The sequence below is a fragment of the Nocardioides sp. S5-5 genome (genome assembly GCF_054954065.1).
This window is the reverse complement of the sequence record NZ_CP199913.1, coordinates 2,238,195-2,259,019: the sequence shown is the minus strand read 5'-3', so window position 1 is coordinate 2,259,019 and position 20,825 is coordinate 2,238,195. Positions and strand designations below refer to the sequence as shown.

The 20,825-nt window shown below is 73.0% G+C and carries 14 protein-coding genes and 1 pseudogene; 10 read left to right on the top strand and 5 right to left on the bottom strand.

All coding sequences use genetic code 11. The features are described 5' to 3' along the window. The first annotated feature begins 9 nt into the window (after window positions 1–9). On the top strand, window positions 10–801 hold the full coding sequence (locus ACUP6Y_RS10565; RefSeq protein WP_462556054.1) for a hypothetical protein: 792 nt from the start codon (window positions 10–12) through the stop codon (window positions 799–801). 46 nt (window positions 802–847) lie between these two features. Beyond that, window positions 848–1,760, top strand: a protein-coding gene (locus ACUP6Y_RS10560) for an IS5 family transposase (protein WP_462556051.1) whose coding sequence is annotated in 2 segments (ribosomal slippage) — window positions 848–1,180 and window positions 1,182–1,760 — 912 coding nt in all. Because the reading frame shifts where the segments join, the coding sequence is not laid out codon by codon here. 11 nt (window positions 1,761–1,771) lie between these two features. Here ACUP6Y_RS10560 and ACUP6Y_RS10555 read toward each other — a convergent pair. Together ACUP6Y_RS10555 and ACUP6Y_RS10550 are read right to left on the bottom strand one after the other, a co-directional pair. Continuing rightward, window positions 1,772–2,146: a VOC family protein gene (locus tag ACUP6Y_RS10555; RefSeq protein ID WP_462556047.1), complete on the bottom strand. Its 375-nt coding sequence runs from the start codon at window positions 2,144–2,146 to the stop codon at window positions 1,772–1,774. Continuing rightward, on the bottom strand, window positions 2,143–3,615 hold the full coding sequence (locus ACUP6Y_RS10550) for an HsdM family class I SAM-dependent methyltransferase (protein ID WP_462556044.1): 1,473 nt from the start codon (window positions 3,613–3,615) through the stop codon (window positions 2,143–2,145). Before ACUP6Y_RS10550 ends, ACUP6Y_RS10555 begins: the two co-directional genes overlap by 4 nt. Before the next feature lie 60 nt (window positions 3,616–3,675). Here ACUP6Y_RS10550 and ACUP6Y_RS10545 point away from each other — a divergent pair. From ACUP6Y_RS10545 to htpX, 8 genes and pseudogenes are all read left to right on the top strand, one after another. After that, window positions 3,676–4,962 (top strand): annotated as a pseudogene (locus ACUP6Y_RS10545) (nicotinate phosphoribosyltransferase); the annotation flags it as partial. A gap of 12 nt (window positions 4,963–4,974) precedes the next feature. Further along, complete coding sequence (locus tag ACUP6Y_RS10540; protein ID WP_462556703.1) at window positions 4,975–5,559, top strand: isochorismatase family protein; 585 nt, start codon at window positions 4,975–4,977, stop codon at window positions 5,557–5,559. Continuing rightward, the gene (locus ACUP6Y_RS10535) at window positions 5,556–6,263 is read left to right on the top strand and encodes an NUDIX hydrolase (protein ID WP_462556041.1); all 708 of its coding nucleotides are present in this window, start codon (window positions 5,556–5,558) and stop codon (window positions 6,261–6,263) included. The genes ACUP6Y_RS10540 and ACUP6Y_RS10535 overlap by 4 nt, the downstream gene beginning before the upstream one ends. A 221-nt stretch (window positions 6,264–6,484) precedes the next feature. Next, entirely contained in the window at window positions 6,485–6,832 is a 348-nt protein-coding gene (locus ACUP6Y_RS10530; protein WP_462556038.1) for a TfoX/Sxy family protein, read from the top strand. Continuing rightward, entirely contained in the window at window positions 6,784–8,094 is a 1,311-nt protein-coding gene (locus ACUP6Y_RS10525) for an MFS transporter (protein ID WP_462556035.1), read from the top strand. Before ACUP6Y_RS10530 ends, ACUP6Y_RS10525 begins: the two co-directional genes overlap by 49 nt. A 130-nt stretch (window positions 8,095–8,224) precedes the next feature. Continuing rightward, window positions 8,225–12,826 (top strand): ATP-dependent helicase, encoded by a 4,602-nt coding sequence (locus ACUP6Y_RS10520; RefSeq protein ID WP_462556032.1) that lies wholly within the window; start codon window positions 8,225–8,227, stop codon window positions 12,824–12,826. 8 nt (window positions 12,827–12,834) lie between these two features. Continuing rightward, window positions 12,835–13,632: a DNA-formamidopyrimidine glycosylase family protein gene (locus ACUP6Y_RS10515; protein WP_462556029.1), complete on the top strand. Its 798-nt coding sequence runs from the start codon at window positions 12,835–12,837 to the stop codon at window positions 13,630–13,632. 56 nt (window positions 13,633–13,688) lie between these two features. Then, on the top strand, window positions 13,689–14,561 hold the full coding sequence (htpX, locus tag ACUP6Y_RS10510) for a zinc metalloprotease HtpX (protein WP_462556026.1): 873 nt from the start codon (window positions 13,689–13,691) through the stop codon (window positions 14,559–14,561). 47 nt (window positions 14,562–14,608) lie between these two features. On the opposite strand, the gene ACUP6Y_RS10505 is transcribed toward htpX, so the two are convergent. The 3 genes from ACUP6Y_RS10505 to ACUP6Y_RS10495 are packed head-to-tail and all read right to left on the bottom strand — an operon-like array spanning window position 14,609 to window position 20,624. Beyond that, on the bottom strand, window positions 14,609–14,917 hold the full coding sequence (locus ACUP6Y_RS10505) for a helix-turn-helix domain-containing protein (RefSeq protein WP_462556023.1): 309 nt from the start codon (window positions 14,915–14,917) through the stop codon (window positions 14,609–14,611). 54 nt (window positions 14,918–14,971) lie between these two features. Continuing rightward, window positions 14,972–15,487 (bottom strand): CinA family protein, encoded by a 516-nt coding sequence (locus ACUP6Y_RS10500; RefSeq protein WP_462556020.1) that lies wholly within the window; start codon window positions 15,485–15,487, stop codon window positions 14,972–14,974. A 58-nt stretch (window positions 15,488–15,545) separates the two neighbouring features. After that, window positions 15,546–20,624: an ExeM/NucH family extracellular endonuclease gene (locus ACUP6Y_RS10495; protein ID WP_462556017.1), complete on the bottom strand. Its 5,079-nt coding sequence runs from the start codon at window positions 20,622–20,624 to the stop codon at window positions 15,546–15,548. Window positions 20,625–20,825: the final 201 nt, after the last annotated feature.

Genomic DNA, 20,825 nt, shown 5'->3' with positions numbered 1-20,825 from the left:
GAGCCCCTCATGCGACTGCTGAGCGCGGGAACGTCGACACTGCTGCTCACCGCCGCCCTCACCCTGGCGACGCCGGCCGTCTCCACATCCACGGAACTCGCCATCCGCACGGTCCGCACGGTCGCGACCGAGCCGGCGATCACGATCCTCGCCAGGAGCACCCAGGTGAGGCGCGGGAAGAGGGTGCTCATCACCGGCACGGTCACGGGCGCGAAGATCACCCGGGTCTCGCTGCAGCAGAGGCGGACGGGCTCGGCGTGGAAGACACAGAGCACCGCCACGGTGAAGCGCGACGGGACCTACAGCCTGAAGGACAGGACGACGAAGGCCGTCGTCCGCGAATACCGCGTGGTGAGCACCGACGGCCCCCGCACGAGGTCGACCAAGGTGCGCGTCGCCGTCTATGCGTGGCGTGACCTGGCGAAGGCACGCGTGTTCCAGAACACCGGTTGGGAGCGACGGAAGGACGGCTACGTCGCCGACCCCGTGCCCGAGACCGGCTACATCAAGTTCCATGTCCACCATGAGTGCATCGCCCTGCGGGCACGGTTCGGTATCGCAGGCAGGTCGGCTCCCGACGGCCGGGCGACCATCGAGATCTGGCGCAGCGGGTGGGAGAACCGGACGGTGTTCTCCGGGACCTACGGGAAGGACGAGTCCCGGACCGTGAGGTTCAGCCTCCCGAACCTCGACCGGTTCTGGATGTTCTACCGCGTGGAGAATCCCGGCGGCCTGCCAACCCCGCCGGCGGCGTACCCGCTGGTCACCGAGCCCGAGGTTCTCTGCACGTCACTGCGCTAGGGCGCGGCTCCTTAATCCAGGGGTGCAAGACTGATTTGCTGCGTACATGTCGCGTCTTGCAGTGCTCACCGATGCTCAGTGGAGTCGGATCGAGCCGTTGATGCCGTCCTCGGACGGGCAGCGTGGTCGCCCTTTCCGCGACCATCGCCAAGTGATCGAGGGGATCATCTACCGGCTGCGGACCGGGATCAGTTGGCGCGATCTTCCCGAGTGCTTTGGCCCGCACCAGACCGTGTCGAAGCGACACCGTCGTTTCAGCAAGGACGGCACCTGGGACCGTATCCATGCCCACTTGATCGCCGAGGCCGACGCCGCCGGCGAGGTCGACTGGACTGTTTCGGTGGACGCCACGATCAACCGGGCCCACCAGCACGCCACGACGTTGTCGCGCGAGGAGCGTCCGGCCGGCCTCACAGGGGGCTGAGTCGAACTACAAGAATTCAGCCACGGACCCCGCCCACGAGCCTCCCGATCACGCGATCGGACGCTCCCGGGGCGGGTTGTCGACCAAGATCCACCAACTCGTCGACGGCCGCAAACGGCCGCTGGTGATCGGGCTGACCGCCGGCCAGGCCGGCGACGCTCCGATGCTGAAGTTCTTGCTGGCCGACCTCGCCGTGGAGCGGATCGGACCTGGCCGGCCGCGAACACGACCCGACGCCCTGATCGGCGACAAGGCCTACTCCTCGCGAGCGAACCGCGCGATCTTGCGGAACAAGCGGGTCAAGACCGTGATCCCGCAACGAGCCGACGAGATCAGGCATCGCCACCGCCGCGGCTCAGCAGGTGGCCGCCCGCCCGCCTTCGATCCGATCACCTACAAGCGACGCAACGTGGTCGAGCGGTCCTTCAACGACCACAAGCAATGGCGCGGCATCGCCACCCGTTACGACAAGCTCGCCACCGTCTACAGAGGCGGCGTCGTGCTCCGCGCCATCACGATCTGGCTTCGCGAATAAGGAGCCACTCCCTAGTGGTCCACCAGTGGTCCGGGACCACCCCCGAAGCCGACCTCGTTGCCGTCCGGGTCCCGATAGACCACCTTGCGCGCCCCGTCGCCGTACACCTCTCGGGCGGCCGGCTCGAGGCCGCGCGCGGCGATGGCGGCCACCCGGGTGTCGAGGTCGGCGACGAACAGCGTCTGGGTGGCGAACCCCGCCCGCTCCGGGCGCTCCTCGACGACCAACCACCGGTGCGGCGCCAACTCCCACACAGACTCCCTCTCATGGGCCATGAAGGACGGCGGCCCGCCCAGCAGGGCCTCGTACCACGGCCGGGCCCGGGCGTGGTCTCGCACGCAGATGCCCGCGAACAGCTCGACTCCGTTGGCCAGAAACGCGCTCATGCCGAGGTGGACCGGCCGCGCCGACCGGAATCATCGACACCGGCCGGGGCGCGCCGCTGGCGCTCGAGCCACCAGCCGACCACCTCGTGGTCGGCCGGCAGGCCGTAGGCCGTCGTCATCACCTCGGCCACCTCGGTGAGGTACGACGCGCGCTCGGCCGCGTCACCGCCCTGGGCGGCCTCGGCGAGCCGGGCGCCCGCGCGCCACGCGTCGGCGTCGCCCGGCAGCGGCAGCCCGCCGAGCTGGCGGGCGCTGACCTTGACCGAGCCGGGGGTCAGCCCGGTGCCGAGGTAGCGGGCGGCGGCGTGAGCGACGACCGGTGGCGCCAGCAGCACGGCCAGCAGCCGCCACAGGTCCGCCCGGTCGTGGGGCACGACGCTCACGACCGGCACCGACGGCAGCCAGGCGCCCTCCTCGTCGGCGACCGCCTCGATCACCCGGCCCTGCCCGGCGACCAGCAGCTTCGGCACCAGCCGCGTGTCGGCCCACCCGGCGAGGACACCGGCGGCACGCAGGGCGGCGAGGTCGACGGACGGAGCGTCGTACCGCTGGCGGGCGAAGCGGGTCGGCACGCTCCCCCAGCGCAGCTCGGCGGGGTCGATCAGGCCGGTGGTGACGAGCGGGATGCCGCCGGGAAGGTGGTCGTGGACGAAGGGCGCGAGGCCGTAGTACTGGTCGCGGAAGTCGGCGGTGCAGGTGGCGAGGTCGCCGAGCGTGCCGGAGCCGGACGGGGTGACGGCAGGGATGCCGAAGCCGGGCGCGGCGAGGGTGCCCCAGCCGTCGGGGTCGGTGGCCGGCTCGGCGCCGATCCGTACGACCGGGACGCAGGTCAGCACCGGCGTCCCGTCGAACACCGGCCGCTCGCTGCACCACAGGTCGGTCACGGCCCCGCGCTCGGCGACCGCGGCGCGAACCGGGCCGGCGTCGCGGGCAGCGAGGACGGAGAGGGGCTGGACCAGCGCGACCGTGCCGCCCGGGACGACGAGGTCGAGCGCCCGGCGCAGGAACACCGCACTGGTGTCGGTGTAGGCGCCCAGTCCGCGGCGGTGCGACTCGCTCCGCCCTGCGGAGCGGCGGCGCAGCTGCCCGAGGAACGGCGGGTTGCCGACCACGGCGTCGAAGGTGGCGCCCTCCCAGGCGACCAGCCCGTCCGCGACGACCACCCTGCTCTGGATCTCGGCGGCCGAGACGGTGGGATCCAGCGCCTGCAGCCGCTCACGGGCGATCCGCACCGCCTCGGGGTCGAGGTCGGAGCCATGCACCGCGCGGACGCCCAGGCGCTCCGCAGCGGCGACGAGGAAGTGCCCGGTCCCGCAGGCGGGATCGAGCACCGCGGCAGCACCGGGCAGCGCGCGGTCGAGGATCCAGGCGACGAGATCGGGCGGGGTGTAGAACGAGCCCTGGGCCCGGCGCCGGTCGCGCTCGTGCTCGGCGAGGTGCCGTTCGTAGGCATCAGAGGCACCCGCCATGCTGGTGAACGCTAGACCACCGCGTTATAGTCATAATGACTACAACACCGAGGAGCTGTGATGGACCGGACCGGACTGCTCACCGACCGCTACGAGCTCACCATGCTCGACGCCTTCGTGCGCGACGGCAGCGCCGGGCGCCCGGCGGTGTTCGAGGCGTTCGCCCGTCGACTGCCCGAGGGCCGGCGCTACGGGATGCTCGCCGGACTGGGCCGGCTGCTGGACGCGATCGAGCACTTCACCTACGACGCCGACGAGCTCGCCTGGCTGCGGGAGCAGGGCGTCGTCGGCGCCGAGACCGCCCGCTGGCTGGCGGACTTCCGGTTCTCCGGCGACGTCGACGGCTACCGCGAGGGCGACCTCTACTTCCCCGGCAGCCCGATCCTCACCGTCACCGGCACGCTCGGCGAGTGCCTGCTGCTCGAGACACTGGCACTGAGCATCCTCAACCACGACACGGCGATCGCCAGCGCGGCCGCGCGGATGGTCGACGCGGCCGGCGGCCGACCGATCATCGAGATGGGCGGGCGGCGCACCCACGAGGAGGCGGCGGTCGCAACCGCGCGGGCCGCCTACCTGGCGGGCTTCGCGACGACGAGCAACCTCGCGGCGGGGCTCCGCTTCGGCGTACCCACCGCCGGCACCGCCGCGCACGCCTTCACCCTGGCCCACGACACCGAGGCCGACGCCTTCCGCAGCCAGGTCGAGGCCCTGGGCGTCGGCACGACGCTGCTCGTCGACACCTACGACATCGCCGAGGGCATCCGCACCGCCGTCCAGGTCGCCGGCACCGACCTCGGCGCGGTCCGCATCGACTCCGGCGACCTGGCCGAGGAGTCCCACAAGGCGCGGGTGCTGCTCGACTCGCTGGGCGCGACCTCGACGCGGATCGTCGTGACCAGCGACCTGGACGAGTTCGTGATCACCGCGCTGGCCGACGCCCCCATCGACGGGTACGGCGTCGGCACCCGCGTCGCCACCGGCTCCGGCCACCCCACCGCGAGCATGGTCTACAAGCTGGTCGCGATCGCCGACGCCCCGGGCGAGCCACTGCGCTCGGTCGCCAAGAAGTCCAAGGACAAGGGCTCGGTGGGCGGACGCAAGCAGGCCTTCCGCGAGTACGACGGCAGCGGCATCCTGCTCGCCGAGTGGTTCACCGCCCAGGACGCTCCCCCACCTCGCCCCGGCGCCCGACCGGTCCAGGTCCCGCTGATCCGCGGCGGCGAGGTCGTCCACCGACCCACGCTCAGCGAGGTCCGCGCGTTCGCGGCCGCGACCCTGGCCACCCTGCCGGCCGACGCGCGCACGGTCGCCGCCGGTCCGGCGTACCTCACCACCACGCTTCGAGAGGAGACAGCCATGGACAGCATCCGGGCTCTGGTCGTCGTCGACGTCCAGAACGACTTCGTCGAGGGCGGCTCGCTCGGCGTCGCCGGCGGCCGCGAGGTCGCCGGTCGGATCAGCGAGCACCTCGCCGCCCACGCCGGCGAGTACGCCGTGGTCGCGGCCTCCCGCGACTGGCACCACGCGGGCGAGACCAACGGCGGCCATTTCCACGCCCCCGGCGAGGAGCCGGACTTCGTCACCACCTGGCCGGTGCACTGCGTGCAGGGCGACGCCGGCTCGGAGTACGCCCCCGAGCTGGTGACCTCGGCCGTCACCCACCACGTCGTGAAGGGCATGGGCGAGCCCGCGTACTCCGCCTTCGAGGGCGTGGCGTCGGACGGAGCGCGACTGGCCGAGGTGTTGCGGGACGCCGGCGTCACCGAGGTCGACGTCACCGGCATCGCCACGGACTACTGCGTGCGCGCCACCGCGCTCGACGCCGTGCGGGCGGGCTTCCGGGTCCGGCTCCTCGACGGCCTGCACGCCGGTGTCGCCCCGGACTCGTCGAAGGCGGCGCTCGAGGAGTTGGCCGCGGCCGGCGTGGAGGTGGCCCGATGACGTCCCCCACCGAGCACCCGCCGTTCGCGGTCGCGGTCGACCTGGCCGTGTTCACCATCCGCGACGGCGCGCTCGCCGTGCTGCTGGTCGAGCGCGGCGAGGAGCCCTTCACCGGCTCGTGGGCGCTGCCGGGGGGCTTCGTCGAGTCCGACGAGGACGCCGAGCAGGCCGCCTGGCGTGAGCTGCGCGAGGAGACCGGGGTCGAGCGGTTCCCCGGGCATCTCGAGCAGCTGCGGACCTACTCCGCACCCGACCGCGACCCCCGCCAGCGCGTCGTGTCGATCGCCCACGTCGCCCTGGCCCCCGACCTGCCGGAGCCACAGGCCGGCACCAACGCGGCCGACGCCCGCTGGTGGGTGGTCGACGATCTGCTCGAGGGAGACGACGGCCCGACGCTCGCCTTCGACCACCGCCAGATCCTGCTCGACGCCCGCGAGCGGGTCCGAGCCAAGCTGGAGTACACCACCCTCGCCACCGAGTTCGTCGCCGAGCCGTTCACGCTTCCCGAGCTGCGCCGGGTGTACGCCGCGGTCTGGGGCACCCCGCCCGACCTCGGCAACTTCCGCCGCAAGGTGCTCGGCACCGACGGGTTCGTCGTACCCACCGACGTGCGGGGCGAGGCGACCGAGGCGGGCGGGCGGCGGGCGCTGCTGTACCGCCGCGGCGACGCGAGCGTCGTCTCGCCGCCGATGGCGCGGGGCTGAGGCGGCGGGGTGCTCGGGGTGCAGGTTTCTGCACCACGAGAGGTCCGCCGCCCTCGCCCCGCCTGCCCGCCCGGCTCACCGAGGCCGGGCGGCGAGCGGGCCGGGCGATGGCGGAGGGGGCCGGCGCCGCTGGACGAGATGTGCGGCAGGGCGGGCGAGACGGCGCGAAGGTGCCCGTAATCGGCTGGTCCACCGTCGGCGGCCGGTTCTAGCCTCGTCCCATGGCGTACGACGAAGAGCTGGCCGGGCGGCTCCGTGACCTCCTCGCGGAGGAGCCGGGCGCGGCCGGGTGCGAGCTGACCGAGAGGAAGATGTTCGGTGGACTGGGCTTCATGGTCGCCGGCAACATGGCCGTCGCGGCCAGCGGACAGGGCGGCCTGATGGTGCGCGTCGACCCGGTCGAGGGCGAGGAGCTGGTGGCCACGACGCCGGCCCACCCGATGGAGATGCGGGGCCGGTCGATGAGCGGCTGGCTGCGTGTCGACCTCGCCGACCTCGCCACCGACGAGGCGCTGGCCGCGTGGGTCCACCGCGGGGCGTCGTACGCCGCGTCCCTGCCGGCCACGTGAGGTCGTTCTGGGCAGCCCTGCCCGCCGAGGGCCGCTGGCTGCTGTCGACGGTCGCGATCCAGACCCTGGGCCGCGGCCTGACCCTGCCGTTCACGCTGATCTATCTGCACGAGGTCCGCGGCTTCACGCTCGGCCTGTCCGGCACCCTGATGGCGCTGATCGCGATCGTCGGCTTCCTGGTGACCGGTCCCGGCGGCGCCCTCGTCGACCGGTACGGCGCCCGCGCGGTGCTGCTCGTCGGCCTGGCGGCCATGATCGCCGGCAACCTGACCCTCGCCTTCGCGACCACGCCGGCGGTCGCGGCCGCGGCGCTGGTGCTGGTCGGCTTCAACTTCGGCGTCTCGTGGCCGGCATTCAACGCGCTGATCGCGGCGGTGGTGAGCGGCGAGCTGCGCCAACAGTACTTCGGGATCAACTTCGCCCTGGTCAACCTCGGCATCGGCGTCGGCGGCGTGGTCGGCGGGCTGCTCGCCGATGTCGACCGGCCGGGCACCTTCACCGCGATCTTCGTCGGCGACGCGCTCACCGGACTGGTCCCGCTCGCGCTGCTGCTCGGCCCGCTGCGCCACGTCCACGGCCGCGCGAGCGCCCCCGAGGACGACTCCATCCCGGCCGCAGTCGGCTATCTCGCGATCCTCCGGCAGCCGGCCGTGCGCTGGCTGACCCTGCTCACCTTCGTCGGCACCTTCATCGGCTACGGCCAGCACGAGGCCGGGTTCCCGGGCTTCGCGCGGCAGGCCGCCGAGGTGTCGACGCGCACGGTCGGCCTGGCGTTCGCGGTCAACACGGTGGTCATCGTGGTGCTGCAGTTCTCGGTGCTCAACCGGATCAAGCGGCATCTGCGAACGCGGGTGATGGTCGTGATGGCGGCGATCTGGGCCGTGGCGTGGGGGCTGCTCGGCGCGGCCGGCGTCGTCCCGGGCGGCGGCCTCGCGATCGCCGGCGTGCTCGCCTACATGGCGGTCTTCGCCCTCGGCGAGACCCTGCTCCAGCCGACGGTGCCGGCCATGGCCAACGACCTCGCGACCGACCACACCCGCGGGCGCTACAACGCGATCACCGCCGCGGCCTTCCAGGGCGGCGCGATCGCCGGTCCGGTGGTCGCCGGGTTCCTGCTCCAGCACGATCTCGCGGCGGCGTACGTCGCCGTCATGGTGGCCGGCTGCGCCGCCATCGCCCTCATGGCCCTGGTGCTCGAGCGGCACGTCCCGGCCACCGCCAACGGCGGCGGCGTGGCGTCGCCCACAACCGAGGTCGTTTGACCCCACTCGATTTCGTCGCGGACGGGCGGGCGGCCGCCGTAGCGGTCAGGTAGGGGTCGCCGGGCTCCCTCCTCCACAGCCACCCGCCCATGGTGGCGGTCGTGTCGGTGGTGTGCGCGAAGATGACGGAATGGACGATCCCCTGGCCCGCTTCAGCGAGGCGACGCGCGCCTGGTTCCGCGCCGCCTTCGCCGAGCCCACCGCCGCCCAGGCGGGCGCCTGGGACGCGATCGCGCGCGGCCAGCACACCCTCGTCGTCGCGCCCACGGGGTCGGGCAAGACCCTCAGCGCCTTCCTCGCCGGTCTCGACCGGCTGCTCACCACGCCACCGCCCGCCGACAAGCTGCACCGCACCCGCGTCCTCTACGTCTCCCCGCTCAAGGCGCTGGCGGTCGACGTCGAGCGCAACCTCCGGGCGCCGCTGACCGGCATCCGCCAGACCGCGGAACGGCTCCACCCCGGGCAGCCGCTGCCCGAGGTCGGCGTCGGCATCCGCTCCGGCGACACCCCCGCCAACGAGCGCCGTCGGCTCGCGACCCGGCCACCCGACGTGCTGATCACGACGCCGGAGTCGCTCTTCCTCATCCTCACCAGCCAGGCCCGCGAGACGCTGCGCGGGATCGAGACGGTGATCGTCGACGAGGTCCACGCCGTGGCCGGCACCAAGCGCGGCGCCCACCTCGCGCTCAGCCTGGAGCGGCTCGACGCGCTGCTCCACACGCCCGCCCAACGGGTCGGGCTGTCCGCGACGGTGCGGCCGACCGAGGAGGTCGCCCGCTTCCTCGGCGGCACCGCCGCCGTCGAGATCGTGGCGCCGCCGACCCACAAGGAGTGGGACCTGCGGGTGGAGGTCCCGGTCGAGGACATGACCGAGCTCGGCCAGGTGATCGAGGACGACGACCCGACCGCCACGCCCGCGCGGGCGAGCATCTGGCCCCACGTCGAGCAGCGGGTCGCCGAGCTGATCGGCGAGCACCGCTCGACGATCGTGTTCACCAACGGTCGACGTACGGCGGAGCGGCTGACCGCGCGCCTCAACGAGATCGCCGCCGAGCTGACCACCGAGGGGATCACCCCGCCCGCGCAGGTCATGGCCCAGTCGGGTGCGGCCGCGGGGGCGCCACCGGTGCTGGCCCGCACCCACCACGGCTCGGTCTCCAAGGAGCAGCGCGCCCTGGTCGAGGACGACCTCAAGTCCGGACGGCTGCCGGCGGTGGTCGCCACGAGCAGCCTCGAGCTCGGCATCGACATGGGCGCTGTGGACCTGGTCCTCCAGATCGCCTCCCCGCCCAGTGTCGCGAGCGCGCTGCAACGAGTGGGCCGTGCCGGCCACCAGGTCGGCGAGACCTCGGCCGGCGTGTTCTTCCCCCAGCACCGCGGCGACCTCGCGCCGGCGGCCGTCGCGGTCGCCCGGATGCGCACCGGCGGGATCGAGGCGCTGCGGGTCCCGGCCAACCCGCTCGACGTGCTCGCCCAGCAGGTCGTCGCCGCCACCGCCGTCGACGAGTGGGACGTCGACGAGCTGTTCACGCTGGTCCGGCGCAGCGCGCCCTACGCCCACCTGCCCCGGCCGGCGTACGACGCGGTGCTCGACCTGCTCGCCGGGCGCTACCCCTCCGACGAGTTCGCCGAGCTGCGCCCCCGGATCACCTGGGACCGGGTCACCGGCCTGGTCAGCGGGCGCCCCGGCGCCCAGCGGCTCGCGGTCACCAGCGGCGGCACCATCCCCGACCGCGGGCTCTACGGCGTCTTCCTCGCGGGCGACACGGCGACATCGGGGAAGGGCAACAGACGCGTCGGCGAGCTCGACGAGGAGATGGTCTACGAGAGCCGGGTCGGTGACGTGTTCGCGCTCGGCGCGACCAGCTGGCGGATCGAGGACATCACCCACGACCGGGTGATCGTCACGCCGGCGCCGGGCGTGCCCGGCCGGCTGCCGTTCTGGAAGGGCGACACCACGGGCCGCCCGACCGAGCTCGGCGAGGCGATCGGCGCCTTCACGCGCGAGCTCGCCGCGCTGCCCGACGCGACCGCCGAGGCCCGCGCCCGGGAGGTCGGGCTCGATGAGAACGCCGCCGCCAACCTGGTCGGCTACCTCCGCGAGCAGGTCGAGGCCACCCAGGTGCTGCCCAGCGACACCACGGTTCTCGTGGAGCGGTTCCGCGACGAGCTCGGCGACTGGCGGCTGGCCGTCCACTCCCCCTACGGCACCGCCGTCCACGCACCCTGGGCGCTGGCGATCAACGCCCGGCTGCGCGAGCGCTACGGCGTCGACGGCCAAGCGCTGGCCGCCGACGACGGCATCGTGATCCGGATCCCCGACACCGACGCCGAAGCACCCGGGGCCGACCTGATCGCGTTCGAGCCCGACGAGATCGAGGAGATCGTCACCCGCGAGGTCGGGGGCTCGGCGCTCTTCGCCGCTCGGTTCCGCGAGTGCGCCGCCCGCGCTCTGCTGCTCCCCCGCCGCGACCCCGGCCGCCGCTCCCCACTGTGGCAGCAGCGCCAGCGGGCGGCCGCGCTGCTCGAGGTCGCCGCCCGCTACCCCGCGTTCCCGATCGTGCTCGAGACGGTCCGCGAGGTGCTCAACGACGTCTACGACCTGCCCGGCCTGACCGCCCTGCTGCGCCGAGTCGACCAGCGCGAGGTCACCGTCACCGAGGTCGAGACGACCCAGCCGTCGCCGTACTCGCGCACGCTGATGTTCGGCTACGTCGCCCAGTTCGTCTACGAGGGCGACTCGCCCCTGGCCGAGCGCCGGGCCGCGGCGCTCACCCTCGACCAGGGCCTGCTGGCCGAGCTGCTCGGTCGCGCCGAGCTGCGCGAGCTGCTCGACCCCGACGTGCTGGCCGAGGTCGAGGCCGAGCTCCAACGCACCGTCCCCGAGCGTCGTGCCCGCGACGCCGAAGGCCTCGTCGACCTGCTCCGTCTGCTCGGGCCGCTCACGGCCGCCGAGGTCGCCACCCGCGCCCGCGAGGACGCACCGGTGGCCGACTGGCTGGCGGACCTGGTCGCCGCCCGACGGGTGGTCGAGGTCCGGATGGCCTACGGCGACGCGTGGGCCGTCGTCGAGGACGTCGCCCGGCTGCGCGACGGCCTCGGCATCCCAGCCCCACCCGGCACACCCACCGCCTTCACCGAGCCGGTCGACGACCCGCTCGCCGACCTGGTGGGGCGCTACGCCCGCACCCACGGGCCGTTCACCGTCGAGCAGGTGGCGGCCCGGCTCGGCCTCGGCGTGGCCGTCGTGCGCCACACCCTCCAGCGGTTGGAGGCGCAAGGACGGGTCCTGTCGGGCGAGTTCCGGCCGGTGCCGGTGCTCGACTCCTCGGCGGGCGAGGAGTGGTGCGACGTCGAGGTGCTGCGCCGGCTGCGGCGCCGGTCGCTGGCCCGGCTGCGTCACGAGATCGAGCCGGTCGAGCCGGCCACGCTGGCCCGGTTCTCGACCGCGTGGCATCAGATCACCACCGGACGGGGGCCGCGCGGCGTCGACGGGCTGCTCCACGCCATCGAGCAGCTCGCCGGAGCGCCGATGCCGGCGAGTGCGCTCGAGTCACTAGTGCTGCCGGCCCGGGTGCGCGACTACGAGCCGGCCATGCTCGACGAGCTGACCGCGACCGGCGAGGTGGTCTGGGCCGGGCACGGCGCGCTGCCCGGCAGCGACGGCTGGGTCTCGCTCCACCTGGCCGACCGGGCCCAGCTGACCCTGCCCGTGCCGGGGCCGGTCGAGGACCCGCTCCACCAGCGGGTGCTGGACGTGCTGGCGCCCGGCGGCGCCTGGTTCTTCCGGCAGGTCGCCGACCAGGTCGCCCGCGGCTGCGTCGACGCCGGCGCCCGTCGAGACGGCTCGTCCCTCGCCTCCTCAGGGACCGAGATTCCGAGCGACGACACGCTCAGCGCCGCGCTGTGGGCACTGGTGTGGAGCGGCCATCTCACCAACGACACACTCACCCCCGTGCGCGCGCTGACCCGCTCCGGTCGGGCTGCCCACCGCACCCGACGCGCCCCCGCTCGCCCTGGCCGGGTCGCCCGCACCGGACCTCCCGAGACCGCCGGGCGCTGGGCGCTGCTGCCCCCGATCGACACCGACTCGACCCGGCGCGCCCATGCCGCCGCCGAGCAGCTCCTCGAGCGCCACGGCGTGGTGACCCGCGGCGCGGTCGTCAACGAGCGGGTGCCCGGGGGCTTCGCGGCGGTCTACAAGGTGCTCAGCGCGTTCGAGGACGCCGGCCGCTGTCGCCGCGGGTACTTCGTCGAGGGCCTCGGCGCCGCCCAGTTCGGCACCGCCGGCGCGGTCGACCGGCTCCGCTCCTTCACCACCCCGGTCGGCGAGGGCCTCGACGCCAAGCCGGTCGCCGCCGCCCTGGCCGCCACCGACCCGGCCAATCCCTACGGCGCGGCGCTGCCGTGGCCGGCCTCCGAACGCGAGCAGGACGGCGTCGGACACCGCCCGGGCCGCAAGGCCGGCGCACTCGTGGTCCTGGTCGACGGGGCGCTGGTGCTCTACGTCGAGCGCGGCGGGCGCACCCTGCTCACCTGGACCGAGGAGCCCGACCTGCTCGCCCCGGCAGCCGAGGCCCTCTCGACGGCCGTGCGCCGGGGCACGCTCGGCCAGCTGACCGTCGAGAGGGCGGACGGCACGGCGCTGCTCGGCAGCGGCGGACCGCTGCGCGACGCGCTCGCGGCCGCCGGGTTCGTCGCCACGCCCCGCGGGCTCCGGGTCCGGGCCTGAGGCGGGTCGTGCCTGAGGGAGACGCGGTCCGCCGTACCGCCGACCGGCTGGACCGGGCGCTGGCCGGCCAGGTGCTCACCGGCTCCGACCTCCGGGTCCCCCGGCTCGCCACGACCGACCTCACCGGCGCCACGGTCGCGCGGACCGCCACCCACGGCAAGCACCTGCTGACCCGGCTGACGATGCCCGACGGCGTCCGGCTCACCCTGCACACCCACCTCAAGATGGAGGGCAGCTGGCGGGTGGTCGCGCCCGGCGCGCGCTGGCCCGGCCCCGCGGCCGACGCCCGCGTGGTGCTGACGACCGAGCGGGCCGAGGCGGTCGGCTTCCTGCTCGGCCTGGTCGAGCTGCTGCCGAGCGCCGAGGAGGCGGAGGTGATCGGGCACCTCGGACCCGACCTGCTCGGCGCCTGGACCGCCGACGACGAGGCCGACGCGCTGGCCCGGCTCACCGCCAGCCCCGGCCGGGCCCTCGGCACCACCCTGCTCGACCAGCGGGTCGTGGCCGGGCTCGGCACCATCTGGATGTCCGAGGTCTGCTTCGTCCAGGGCCTCCACCCCCGGTCCCCGGTCGGCGCGGTCGCCGACCCGCTGCGACTGCTGCGCCGCGCCCGGCTGCTGCTGCGCTCCGGGCTCGAGCACGGCCAGCCGTTGACCACCGGCGACCGACGCAACCCGGTGTGGGTCTACCGGCGCCAGCGCCGGCCGTGCCTGCGCTGTCGCACCACGATCGAGGCCGGCCCGGTCGGTGAGCCCGGCCGGGAGCGCACGACGTACTGGTGCCCGCGCTGCCAGCCGATCGCGTGACCCGGGTCTCCTCGAGGAGCCGGAACGTCCCACCCACCGCCGTTCGTTGACCAGGCATGCACCGCCACTTCAACGGCCTCAAGACCGCCGGCCTGTTCGGCGCCATCTTCGCGCTGCTGCTCGCCGTCGGCGGACTGATCGCCGCGGCCACCGGGAGCTCGGCGTTCATCTGGATCTTCGCGCTCATCGGTGTCGGCACCACGGCCTACGGCTACTGGAACTCCGACAAGCTCGCCATCAAGGCGATGCACGCCTACCCGGTCTCGCAGGCGCAGCAGCCGGCGATGTACCGGATCGTGCGCGAGCTCTCGGAGCGCGCCGGGCAGCCGATGCCGGCGCTGTACGTCTCTCCGACCCAGGCTCCGAACGCGTTCGCGACCGGTCGCAGCCCGCAGCACGCCGCCGTGTGCTGCACCGAGGGCATCTTGGGCCTGCTCGACGAGCGCGAGCTGCGCGGCGTGCTCGGCCACGAGCTGATGCACGTCTACAACCGCGACATCCTGACCGGCTCGGTCGCGGCCGCCGTGGCGGGCGTGATCAGCTCGGTCGCCCAGTTCCTGGCGTTCTCCTCGATCTTCGGCGGCGGCAGCAACGACGAGCGGCCCAACCCGCTGGTGATGATCGGCACCGCCCTGCTCGCGCCGTTCGCGGCCGCGGTGATCCAGATGGCGATCAGCCGCACCCGAGAGTACGACGCCGACCAGGACGGCGCCCGCCTCACCGACGACCCGCTGGCCCTCGCCTCGGCGCTGCGCAAGCTGGAGACGGGCACGGCCCGCGCTCCCCTGGCGCCCACACCGCAGCTACAGAACGCCAGTCACATGATGATCGCCAACCCGTTCCGCGCCGCGGACGTGCAGCGGATGTTCTCGACCCACCCGCCGATGGCGGACCGGATCGCCCGGCTGGAGGCGATGGCGCGCCGCTGAACCGGCCGACCTGACGCGAGGCTGGACGACAGAGCTGGCTGCGCGACTCAGGCGGCGGAGGCGACCACGGGGGCCCGGCGCGGCGTGATCGGGGTGGGCGCGGCGGCCACCAGGGCCGCGGCCTCCTCGAGGGCCACCGCGTCGGCGACCTCGCGCAGCACATCGGACAGCGGCATCTCCAGCGCGTCGCACAGCGAGGCCAGCAACTCGGAGGACGCCTCCTTCTGGCCGCGCTCGATCTCCGAGATGTAGCCCAGGCTCACCCGGGCCGCCCCGGAGACCTCACGGAGGGTCAGTCCGAGCTCGGCGCGCCGACTCCGCAGGATGTCACCGAGCGATCGGCGAAACAGAACCATCGCGAACTCCTCTCCGTGGGTTGGGGGGTGGGTGGTCGGGTCGTGGACCCAACGCTACCCGAGCCCTGGATCTTCCGCTGGCTGACCGGCCCTTGAGCGCGGCGCGGCCAGCTCCTCGGCGAGAGCGGACAGGGCCGCCTCGACGGTCGCGGCCTGGATCCGGGCGCGGTCCCCGGACAGCTCGAGGGCCAGCGCACGGGTGCCGCCGGGACCGGCGACGCCGACGAAGACGGTGCCGACCGGCTTGCCCTCCTGCCGGTCGGGGCCGGCCACCCCGGTCGTGCTCACGGCGTACGCCGTCCCGAGCAGCCGGCGGGCCCCGGCGGCCATCGCCTCGGCGCACTCGGCCGACACGACGCCGGCGCCGTCGACGACGTCCTGCGGTACGCCGAGCACCTCGACCTTGATGTGGGTCTGGTAGCTGACCACGCCGCCGGCGTACACCACCGAGGATCCGGGGACGGCGGTCAGCCGCGCCGCCAACTGCCCACCCGTGAGCGACTCGGCCGTCGCGACGCTGGCCCCCGCGTCGCGCAGGGCATGGACGAGGGCCTCGGCCGGTGACTCCATGACCGCATCGTGTCACGGGGCACCGACCGAGGCCCTCGGCCAGCTCAGGCGTGTCCGATCAGCGCCGCACCACCCAGAAGGTGGTCACCGTCTTGTTCGGCAGGTGCGTCGCGGTGCCCGGGAAGGTGACCTTGACCCGCTGGGCGCCGGTCGAGGTGAACTTCTTGAGCTTGAGCTTGGCCTTGCCGGCGACCAGGGTCACGGTCTTGGCCTTCTGACCCTTGACCTTGATCCTCACCGTCCCACTGACCGGCGCGCCCGCGGCGTCGAGTGCCGTGACGACGACCTTGGCCTTCGTCTTGCCGACGACGACCTTCTTCGGCTTGACCTTGACGGCGAGCACCACGGCCTGCGGCTGCGCGGGTGGGGTGACGACCCCACCGCCGGTCACCGCGATCGGGACCCTCACCTCGGTGCCGGTCTGCGCGCCGACCAGGGTCAGCGTGGCAGCCCCGCCCGGCGTCGTAGCCGGGAGGACCACGTCGACCGCGGCCGTTCCGTACTGGTCGTAGACCTCGTCCCCGATGGTGTTGTCGACCGGCGCGCTGCCGAGGACCTGGTCGCCGAGGCGCACCTGCACCTCGGCGTCCGTGGCGTCGGCCGCGGTGGACATCGCCCACGACCCCACAGCGAACTGCACGTGGCTGCCCGGGGCGTAGGACGCCGGCGCATCGGCGGGGAAGGCCACCTCGACGGCGTGCTGGCTGGCGTCGACCGGCAGCGCCGCACCGGATGCCTTGGCGGCCATGTAGTCGACCATCGCCTGCAGGTCGATCTTCCCGGTGTCCTTCTTGCTCGCGCCGTTGGCCAGCTCGAAGAAGTTGTCACCGCCGGAGGCGAGGAACGAGTTGACCGTCACCGAGTAGACCTGGGCGGCGTCGATCGGGACCCCGTCGAGCCACATGCCGGTCACCTCGCCCTGGAAGGTGGCCGTGCCGTTCACCGTCACCGGGGTCTCGACGTAGGTGTAGGTGAACCCGCTCGAGACCCCCAGCCGGAGGAACGGCCGGGACGGTACGGCGCCCGCCGAGGTGCGCTGCCACTGCTGCTCGAGCACGGTCTCGATCTGCGCTCCGGTCAACTGCATGTTGACCAGCGTGTTGGCGAAGGGCTGCACGACCGCTGCCTGCTTGTAGGTCAGGTCCCGTGGGCTGCCGCTCCCGGTGCCCGTCATGTCCTGGCGCAGACCCCCGGGGTTCATGAAGGCGATCTGGGCGCTGCCGGACTCCGGCTGCTCGGTGGCCCACCGCTGCACCTCCGCGACCAGGTTGCCGAGCGTCGACTCGCCACCACGGTTCTCGGTCGTGCCGTTCTGCAGCTTGGCGCGATTGAACGGGCCCTCGATCTGACCGAGTACGGCGGCCCCGAGCACGTCGGCCTGGGCGACGGCGGAGTCGACGATCGGGTCGACCTTCGGGTCGCTCGGGTATCCGGTGCCGGCGATGCCGATCACGTCCTGCGCGACGGCCACCAGGTCGTCACCGGCATAGGTGAAGACCAGCTGGTTGAGGTTCTGGCCGTACTGACCGGCGGAGACGACCGGGCGCTTCGTCACGTCGCGGCCCTCGCTCGCCCACTCGTCGACGGTGTAGGAGCAGTTGTAGAGCAGGTGGGTGTGCCCCGAGATGATCGCGTCCACGTCGGCCGAGGTGTTCTGGGTGATGTTGCCCCACACGGTCGACGGGTCGGTGAAGCTCGGCGAGGAGCAGTCGGTCGTCGGCGAGCCCTCATGCACCAGCAGGATGACCAGGTCGGCGCCGTTCTTCTTGAGCTTCGCGGCGGCGGCGTTGGTCGCGTCGACGATGTCGGTCACGGTGACGCCCTGGATGCCTGCCGGGCTGACCAGCGACGGCAGGTCCTCGGTGACCGCCCCGACGAAGCCGATCTTCACGCCGTCGACGGTCTTGGTCCAGGTCTCGGCGAGCTTGTCGGGCTGGCCGGCCGGCTCCTCGACGTTGGCCGCGATGTAGGTCCAGTTCGCCCGGTCCTGGATCCGGTCGACGAAGTCGGCGTACCCGCGGTCGAACTCGTGGTTGCCCGCCGCCGAGACATCGAGACCGGCCTTGTTCAGGGCGTCGATGGTCGGGTTGTCGTCCTGGATGAAGGACTCGAACGTCGACGCGCCGACGAGGTCGCCGGCCGCCGCGAACACCGTGTTCGGGTTGTCGGCCCGCAGCGACTTCACCGCGCCCGACAGCACCGACGCACCGGCGCTGTCGCCGCCGGAGGGCAGGATCCGGCCGTGGAAGTCGTTGGTGCCCAGCACCTGCACCCGCTTGAACGGTCCACCGACGTCCGGGACGTCGATGCCGATGACCTCCGGGTTGTGGTCGGACGCCGCGAACGGGAGGTCCGGCTGCCACAGGTCGGTGACGTTGTAGTTGTAGCGGCTGTACTGGTACGCCGGCGACTCGGCCGCGTTGATGTCCCACACGTCCGCGCCGGTCACCATCGCCAGCGCGGCGTCGTTGGCGAGCACGTGGTCGAGCGATCCCGACAGGCCGGAGAAGGAGTAGCTCTCCTCCTCGGGGTCCAGGGTGGAGTCGACGAGGTGGTAGCCGCGCTTGGTCAGGACCCGGATCGGGTCCTCCTGGGAGTAGGAGTTGAAGTCGCCCGCGAGGAAGACCGCGTCGATGCCCCGTTCGGCGGCGAAGTCGTCCGCGAACTGACGCAGCCGGTACGCCTGCCGGGTCCGGTCGCCGTTGAAGGCACCGGTGTCGGCGTCGTTGGCGTTGTCGCCGGTCGCCGCCGGGTCGCTGTCGCCCTTCGACTTGAAGTGGTTGAGGATCACGGCGAACGCGTCGCTGTCGAGCGCGCCCTTGGCCTTGAACGCCTGGGCCAGCGGCTCGCGGGCGTTGGCGAACTCGGTCGTGCCGAAGAGGATGTCGGAGCTGCCGACCGTCTCGACACTGGCCGCCCGGTAGATGAACGCCGGCCGGATCACGTCCTGCTCGGCCACCGCTCCGGCGAGGGTGGCCTCGCCCGGGCTGTGGACGAACTTCCACACCTGGGAGCCGGCCGCGTCGTTGAGCGCCGTCACCAGCGAGCGCAGCGCGTCGTCGCGGTCGGTCTCGCCGATCAGCTTGAGCGAGTTCTCGACCTCCTGGAGGCCGACCACGTCGGCGTTCAGCGCGTTGATGGCGGTCACGATCTTCGCCTGCTGACGCGCCAGGCTGACGTCGGTCGCCGCACCGCGGGGACCGTTGCCGTTGCTCGCGGCCGGGGTTCCGCAGCGGTTGACCGCGATCGGGTTGCCGGCACGATCGTTGTAGAAGTCGCAGCCGGTGCTGGGGAGCGCGTCGTACGCCTGGCCCGTGGTGTTGAAGTAGTTGAGGACGTTGAACGTCGCGATCTTCAGGTCACCACCGACCGCGCCCGGCGCCAGGTTCCCGGCCCGGGTGTCCTCGAAGGTCGCCGTGGCCGCGCCGTCGTCGTAGATCGGCGAGATGGGCTGGAACTTCCAGGTGCTGTTGCGGTAGTCGAGCACGACCGGTCCGGTCAGCGTCACCGCGGCGCCCACCCGGACCGCGTTGGTCGTGGTCAACCAGGGCAGCGGCTGGTTCTTGGCGGCGGCGTTGGTCATGTAGTTGAGCGAGGTGCCGTCGTCGAGGGCCACGGCGCGGGCGGCGTTGTCGGCCTTGATCTCGTCGAGGGCGGCGGTGTCCGTGTCGGCCGCGTGCTCGGTCGGCTGCCGCAGGGGGCGCTCGCCCGTCGCCAGCCCGATCTCGCCGAAGGTGTTGATGTTGTAGGAGTTGGTGACCGTGAAGTCGTCCGTCGGCGCGAGGAGCATGCCCTCCTGGGCCTCGCGGTCCGCCTCGGTCGTGGGGTAGGCGATCGCGAGGGGCGTCACCGCGGGGAGCGGCTCGGCGAGCTCCACGACTCCGCCGGCGCCGGGCGTGATCTCGGTGAGGGCGTCGAAGGCCTCGCTCACCGGACCGGTCACCTCGACCGAGTCACCGATCGCCACGCCGGCGGGCATCGCGTTGGGGCCGTACACGAAGATCGCGTCGGAGGCCCCCGGCGTGGTGTCGCTGGCGCCGCCGGTGCCACCGGTCTGGATGTACATGCCGTCGAAGCTGGAGTCGGCGAACGACGGGTCCCGGTACATCGCCGTCACCACGCCCGTGGTGGTGACGACCTGCCCCACCTTGGGCGAGGCGGCGCCCGTGCCCTGGATCTCGGCGATCGTCAGGGTCGAGGGCGCAGCGGCGACAGTGAGCGTGAAGGCGACCGTGTCGGTGGCGGGCGTGCCCGCCGTGCTGTCGGTGACCGTGGCGGTCACCGGGAACGAGCCGACACCGCTCGGCGTACCGGTCAGTGCGCCGGCGGCGCTCAGCGTCACGCCGGTGGGCAGCGTGCCCTCCGTGATCGCCCACGTGTACGGCGCGAGACCGCCCGTCGCGGACAGGTTGACCTGGGTCAGTGCCACGCCGTCGTAGCCGGTCACCTCGCCCTGGGACGCGGCCTCGAGCGGCTGGACCGCGTTCTCGTGGCTGTTGGTCGGCGTGGGCTCGCCGACGGTGAGGTCGGCGCTGTTGGTGTCGGTGTCGGCGCCGGTCGCGCCGCGCTGCGCCGCGGCGGTGCCGGAGAGGGCCGTTCCCTGGGCCGCGCCCTCGAAGGTGTTGGCGGTGCCATAGCCGACGGCGTCGATGACCCCCGTCGCGTTCGTGATGTCACCGGTCGGCAGGGCCAGGTTGGCGGTCTGGTCGCTGAGGATGACCAGTCCGGACGCGGACCCCATGTTCAGGCCACCGCTGACATCGGCCGCCGGCATCGGTGCGCCGTTGGCGACGTTGCCCCCGCCCTGGACCAGGTAGTGCCCGTGGGCTGGGACCGAGCCGGTCAGCTCGACCTTGTTGCTGATCGTGGCGCCGGAGTTGCGCGTCGGGCTGCCGTAGAAGACGGCCCAGCCGGTCACGTCGACGGCCGTCCCGGTCGGGTTGTAGAGCTCGACGAAGTCGTGGGTGAAGGCCGACGGCGGCAGCTCGCCGCTGGCGGCGAAGCCGCCCGCGCCGTAGACCTCGGAGATCACCAGGCCGGTGCCTCCCGGATTCGCGTGGGCCGGCGTGGCCTGCAGTGCGGTGAGGCCGGTCACGGCGAGCGCTGCGCCGAGAGAGCCGAAAAAGAGCTGTTTCACTGAACGCATGAGCTACTTCCGAGGTCGTCAAAGCGGCAGGGACAGCCGATCACGCGCGCCCGAGAGATGCCGGCGAGAACGGGGGGAAGGCTCCTTAACCTAGGCCGGGTGCCGGCCACCCTGGCAAGAGCCTGAGGAAAATCAAGTGACGAAAAGGCAACGCCCAGCCGTCAGATCTTGCCCTTGCGGTCCACCCGACCG

What these genes read in the sequence shown, in the direction of transcription:
- ACUP6Y_RS10505 (WP_462556023.1), bottom strand. Translation starts at nt 14,917, where the DNA reads ATGGTTCTGTTTCGCCGATCGCTCGGTGACATCCTGCGGAGTCGGCGC.
- ACUP6Y_RS10500 (WP_462556020.1), bottom strand. Translation starts at nt 15,487, where the DNA reads ATGGAGTCACCGGCCGAGGCCCTCGTCCATGCCCTGCGCGACGCGGGG.
- ACUP6Y_RS10520 (WP_462556032.1), top strand. Translation starts at nt 8,225, where the DNA reads ATGGACGATCCCCTGGCCCGCTTCAGCGAGGCGACGCGCGCCTGGTTC.
- ACUP6Y_RS10540 (WP_462556703.1), top strand. Translation starts at nt 4,975, where the DNA reads ATGGACAGCATCCGGGCTCTGGTCGTCGTCGACGTCCAGAACGACTTC.
- ACUP6Y_RS10555 (WP_462556047.1), bottom strand. Translation starts at nt 2,146, where the DNA reads ATGAGCGCGTTTCTGGCCAACGGAGTCGAGCTGTTCGCGGGCATCTGC.
- ACUP6Y_RS10550 (WP_462556044.1), bottom strand. Translation starts at nt 3,615, where the DNA reads ATGGCGGGTGCCTCTGATGCCTACGAACGGCACCTCGCCGAGCACGAG.
- ACUP6Y_RS10565 (WP_462556054.1), top strand. Translation starts at nt 10, where the DNA reads ATGCGACTGCTGAGCGCGGGAACGTCGACACTGCTGCTCACCGCCGCC.
- htpX (WP_462556026.1), top strand. Translation starts at nt 13,689, where the DNA reads ATGCACCGCCACTTCAACGGCCTCAAGACCGCCGGCCTGTTCGGCGCC.
- ACUP6Y_RS10535 (WP_462556041.1), top strand. Translation starts at nt 5,556, where the DNA reads ATGACGTCCCCCACCGAGCACCCGCCGTTCGCGGTCGCGGTCGACCTG.
- ACUP6Y_RS10530 (WP_462556038.1), top strand. Translation starts at nt 6,485, where the DNA reads ATGGCGTACGACGAAGAGCTGGCCGGGCGGCTCCGTGACCTCCTCGCG.